General features: G+C 40.8%; 4 protein-coding genes and 2 pseudogenes. All 6 read right to left on the bottom strand.

Going from position 1 to position 4190, the window contains the following annotated elements:
• A pseudogene (locus F456_RS24495) lies at window positions 1-212 on the bottom strand (hypothetical protein); the annotation flags it as partial.
• A gap of 837 nt (window positions 213-1049) precedes the next feature.
• Window positions 1050-1397 (bottom strand): hypothetical protein, encoded by a 348-nt coding sequence (locus F456_RS0121325; RefSeq protein WP_018979048.1) that lies wholly within the window; start codon window positions 1395-1397, stop codon window positions 1050-1052.
• Between the two features lie 12 nt (window positions 1398-1409).
• Window positions 1410-2234 (bottom strand): annotated as a pseudogene (locus tag F456_RS24490) (pre-toxin TG domain-containing protein); the annotation flags it as partial.
• An 85-nt stretch (window positions 2235-2319) separates the two neighbouring features.
• Window positions 2320-2643 (bottom strand): hypothetical protein, encoded by a 324-nt coding sequence (locus tag F456_RS0121315; RefSeq protein WP_018979046.1) that lies wholly within the window; start codon window positions 2641-2643, stop codon window positions 2320-2322.
• Between the two features lie 41 nt (window positions 2644-2684).
• Window positions 2685-3056: a DUF7674 family protein gene (locus F456_RS0121310; protein ID WP_018979045.1), complete on the bottom strand. Its 372-nt coding sequence runs from the start codon at window positions 3054-3056 to the stop codon at window positions 2685-2687.
• A gap of 10 nt (window positions 3057-3066) precedes the next feature.
• The coding region (locus tag F456_RS23870; protein ID WP_244878761.1) for a polymorphic toxin-type HINT domain-containing protein at window positions 3067-4190 on the bottom strand (1124 nt) is incomplete at its 5' end.

The following is a 4190-nucleotide window of genomic DNA, read 5'->3' as shown; positions in this document are numbered from 1 at the left end:
TACGTATCGGTTACTTGCCCCTGCTCGTCGGTCAGGGCCGTCGTGCTTCCGCGTAGATCATAATGATACGTTTGGTACTGTCCTGCCGCATCTTCCCGTCCGATCAGGCCCAGGCCGTAGACGTACCACGCTTGAGGTGTTCCGGCAGCGTCGGTTTCCATTAGCACTTGGGACAGTACGGCGTGCGGGTTGATGATTTGTTTCGTCGCCACGCCGTTCACGGTGATCGAATTGCGGTTGTTATCGTTGTCGTAGCTGACACCGCCAGCTTCGATCAGGCGCTTGCAGATAATTCTGCATGCTGCCGGTCAGCATATTGCCTTCCGCGTCGTACGTCATTTGCAGATCGTCGTACAATCCTTTACTACGAGAAATTGTCGATTACTTTTAATGCATTGCATAAAAAGAAACCTTGAAAGGCATAGTGCCAATCAAGGTACATACCTTTAAATAAACTGAACACCTTTAATATTATTTCTTTCAAATGCTCCTTTGAGAACATCAGATACCAGGACATAAAACTTATAATCAAGATTTCTAACTATGTGATGGTTATTGGGTAACACGTCGAATTTATATAAGATTTTCTCGAAATTCAGAATTGCTTCAGTTCCTTTACTTGTAGTATATTCCGATTAACTTTTGTTTATTGCCTTAATAGTGTTTACTATATTTAAAAGACAGTAATTAGGAATCCTCTTTTCTCTTACATAAACATTTGCTTCAAATACCTGAATATTGAGGACAGATTTTTTTTAGAATTTCTATTGTTTTTTCGAAATGATCAATAATGCTTCACTATTCGACAGTACATTATTTGGGAAGCGCTCCGAAACAGACCAGATCTACAACAGACCTATTACCTCACTGTTGATCATCCCGAGGACGTTTACTTTTAGATAAGCTTTACCTTTATCTCTTAAAAACTAGCTTGAGGAATAAGCTTTCATAAGTTTATTGATTTACATTAGTAGCAAACTGAAAGGAAAAAGCGATAGCAAGATTATTTTCAGTTTGCTATCGCTTTCCTTATTTAAGTGTTCTGTTCTCTACAGTTCAACATATTCAGCGTAAATCGTCACATCTTTTTGTTTGTATCTCAATTCGCAAAACTCTGCTGGGTAAAACACTTTTTCAACTAAACAAATTTTCAGACGTTCAATTACATATTCTATTTCATCTGAATCCATTGTCATTGTAATAGAATTATTCTGAAGTAAATTCATTGTACTAGCTTCTTCGTTTCTTATAACTTTTAAAATTCTATCTTCTGCAATTCTAGTCCACGCTTCATTTGAATCTAGAACCTCTGAAAAAAGGGTGATTAGCTCTTCAATACCACTATCATCAAATACTATTTTAGCTGATATTTTACCTGTAAGTTTAAATTCAATCATATTCCTCATCCTTTAACGTAATGGAACATGGATATTTTTAACTACTTCAAATTTATTTCCTTTAGGATTAAGAAATTCAAAGTGAACATGAGGAGTGTTAGGAATTAACGGCCTGCCAATACCATGATTACCCAAATAATCATCAGGTTTTACTCTAAATTGCCTAGCACCATCTAAACTTCTCCATTTTCCATCGCCTACTTTAACATGATCTTCACCAAGAAAAAGTTTTCTTTGATTTCCAATATCAGATTTATTGATAAGCCTTCTCCACTCCGTCAATTGTTCTGTTTTCTTTGTAAACCTATCCTTTGCAAGAAGGTTGGTTGATCTTGCACCTGATTGATATCCTTTTCTAACGCTATTAACAGTTTCATTCGTCTCCTTAGCAAACAACTGCAAGTCCAGTTTCAAACTGAACTCTCTAGGCTCCACCGTCTGCACCGGAGGTTTCTTAATCTTCCCTACCAGCCAAGCCCCGCCTTCAGTCCCTTCCTTCGCCACATATTTCCCGACATGCTTGCCGAACGGAATCACGCTCGCAACCGTTTCGACTCCATTTGCCACGCGATCCGTCACCGAAAGCCGCTGTCCGGTAATCATGTCCACACCGGTGAACACTTCCTGAATCCCTTTGAACGTCCCGACAAACGGCAGGGAATCCGCTGCGAAGCTCAGCCCTGTCTGCCACCATGTCGCGCCGTCCGCACTGAGGCCGAACGGATCGATATACGAGACCGGATTACCGTTAACATATGCGTACCGGTTCATCGTCAATCCGCTGCCAATGCTTCCGCTCAGCACGTCCCGATTCACAAAACGCTTGATCTCCGGGTTGTAGTAGCGGGCACATGATAATACCTTTTACAGAAAGATAGTAAAAAGGCCTGGATAAGCGTTATGCTTATCCAGGCCTTCACGATTATAACTTTTTCTCTTTAAAATGATTAGACATAGTCAAAAGATATTCTTGTAACTTATCTGGTTCATCCAAAAAATCAACAATGAGTCGTAGCTCTCCTTTTTTACTTATTGCATAAGCTCTGCCCCACCTAAGATTCTGTTCAGGAGGACCCTCAATTTGTCTATTTCTGAAAAAGAACCAACAACACTCTGCTTCAAAAAACTTCTTCTCAAGTACATCAATTGTTGAGTTGTTCATAAACGGTTCTAACTGTTCAAAAGCTGCTCTTTCCGCAATCTTTTCTGCTTCTTCAAAAGAGATTGTCTGAATATAATCACTCATGATTATCTTATCCCCAATTCTAATTTCAAACCTGGATTAAGCTATGTTCTCCCTAGTAATCTATCAGCTTCAACTTGGAGCTGTGTCGTTTTAAGTCCCATATATTTCTTTGCAGCCTTTAGAACATCTTTATCATCACCTAACTTTTCTAAAACTGTAGATGATAACAGGTTCCTTAAATGAATATTTTGATCATTAGACACTTCCTCAAAATAGTCAAAAATACGTTTTACTAAATTGATGTTTTGTTCTTTTCTTAATAATTCAATTATTTCAGGCATAAAGATATCCTCGATTACTACAGTTTCCAATACCTCACCATAATCCAAGATTGATTTTCTATAAGCTTCATCAAGCGATGGGAAGAAGTTCAACATTCTTTCAAAAAATTCTTCCTTTTTCTTATTCACCATTATCAACTCCTTATTTAAAAAGTCTTATTGCATTTTCTAAATCATTTCTTAAAGCATCGAGTATATCTAAGTCATTAAGACCAAGTTTTCCGGACTTCGCTACCACATTTAATTGTCTTACCCGATCCTGAGCTTTTTGTAGGTGTGTTGAAGAACCTTTATAAAACTCTTCTACCAATATAGAAGCAGTTCCTCCATCTCCAAATGTAGCACCCGGTCTATAAAGCTCGTTTACTATTTTTTTGAATTCTGCGTCTTGAACTGCTGATAATAACTGTTCTCTAGTCGAACCAGAAAACTCGGGCATCTTTACCAAAAGATTAGTAACTTCGTTTATACAATTAATATTACAGTTACTATTATTCGTATTATGCACCCAGATCCCCAGGTCACTCACGAAGTACGTATGGAACTCGTCCACCGTCATGTTATACACGCGAGCCTGTCGCTGCTCCAGCTCGATTTTATCGATCTCAAGCTTCGTTCCATCCGCTTGCGTCAACTCGTCTCCGACCTTCAGATCTTTAACGTACGTCCATCCTTTCCCTTCGACCCAGAACGGATGGTTATACGTCGACTCGATCTTTTGACCGCCAACATGGATGGTGTAAATTTCATCCGCGATGTGGTTGAAGGTCGCTGTGACTGTCTTGTAGCCTTCTTCTCCCGTCACGTCATCTTTGGATAGCACCTGATCGCCGACTTGGATATCTTCGATGTTCTTGTCGCCTTGGTCAGTCTTCACTTGGGTTCCGGTCGTAAAGCAGTTGCACCCATGCGCTAACTTGGAAGCCCGAGAATTACTTTCTTTCCCTAGCTTCCTCACCAGCCAAGATCCGCCTTCAATCCCTTCCTTCGCCACGTACTTCCCGATGTGCTTCCCGAACGGAATCACGCTCGCAACCGTTCCGACTCCGTTTGCCACGCGATCCGTCACCGACAGCTGCTGTCCGGTAATCATGTCCACACCGGTGAACACTTCTTGGATCCCTTTGAACGTCCCGACAAACGGCAGGGAATCCGCTGCAAAGCTCAGCCCTGTCTGCCACCATGTTGCGCCATCCGCACTCAGACCAAATGGATCGATATACGACACCGGATTGCCGTTCACATACGCATACCGGTTCATCGTCA

It is taken from the genome of Saccharibacillus kuerlensis DSM 22868, assembly GCF_000378145.1.
Taxonomy (GTDB): Bacteria; Bacillota; Bacilli; order Paenibacillales; family Paenibacillaceae; genus Saccharibacillus; species Saccharibacillus kuerlensis.
This window is presented reverse-complemented; position numbering and strand designations above follow the sequence as displayed.